This is a genomic window from Christiangramia aestuarii, assembly GCF_009735585.1.
Lineage (GTDB): Bacteria > Bacteroidota > Bacteroidia > Flavobacteriales > Flavobacteriaceae > Christiangramia > Christiangramia aestuarii.
On the sequence record NZ_VJVW01000055.1, the window covers coordinates 1 to 491 of the forward strand.

A 491-nucleotide genomic window follows, 5' to 3' on the forward strand; every position below is an offset into this window, starting at 1 on the left:
CGCGCACCACGCCGAGGGCGGTGAGCATGGCCGGGATCATGATCAGCAGCAGCGGGATCACCGCCGGCACCATCGCCTTCAGGCTTTCCACGTCGGGGTTGTAGCGATAGCGCACCTCGGTGCTGGCCGCCGCGCTGACCTCGGCCCCACCCGCCTGCCGCGAGAGGTCCGCCAGGTAGCTGGTGTGCAGGCCCTGCACGTAGCCGAGCACGGTGTTGGCACGGGTCGGCATCGCTCCGTCGATCCACACGCCGATGGCCGGATCGGAGCCACGCTTGAGATCGCGCCCGAAGTTCGGCGGAATCTCCACCGCCAGGCTCAGCTCGCCGCTGCGCAGGCGCCGGTCGAGGTCGTCCGGGTCGGTGATCGGCGCATGTTCGACGAAATAGCGCGAGCCGGCGATGTTCAGCGCGTAGGCCTGGCTGGTGGTGGTCTGGTCACGGTCGAGGACCGCCCAGGAGAGGTCCTCGACGTCCATGTTGATGCCGTAG

At 68.8% G+C, this 491-nt stretch carries 1 protein-coding gene; it reads right to left on the minus strand.

Going from position 1 to position 491, the window contains the following annotated elements; all coding sequences use genetic code 11:
• A partial coding sequence (locus FLP08_RS16890) for an ABC transporter permease (protein WP_162431130.1) occupies positions 1-491 on the minus strand: 491 nt, incomplete at both ends.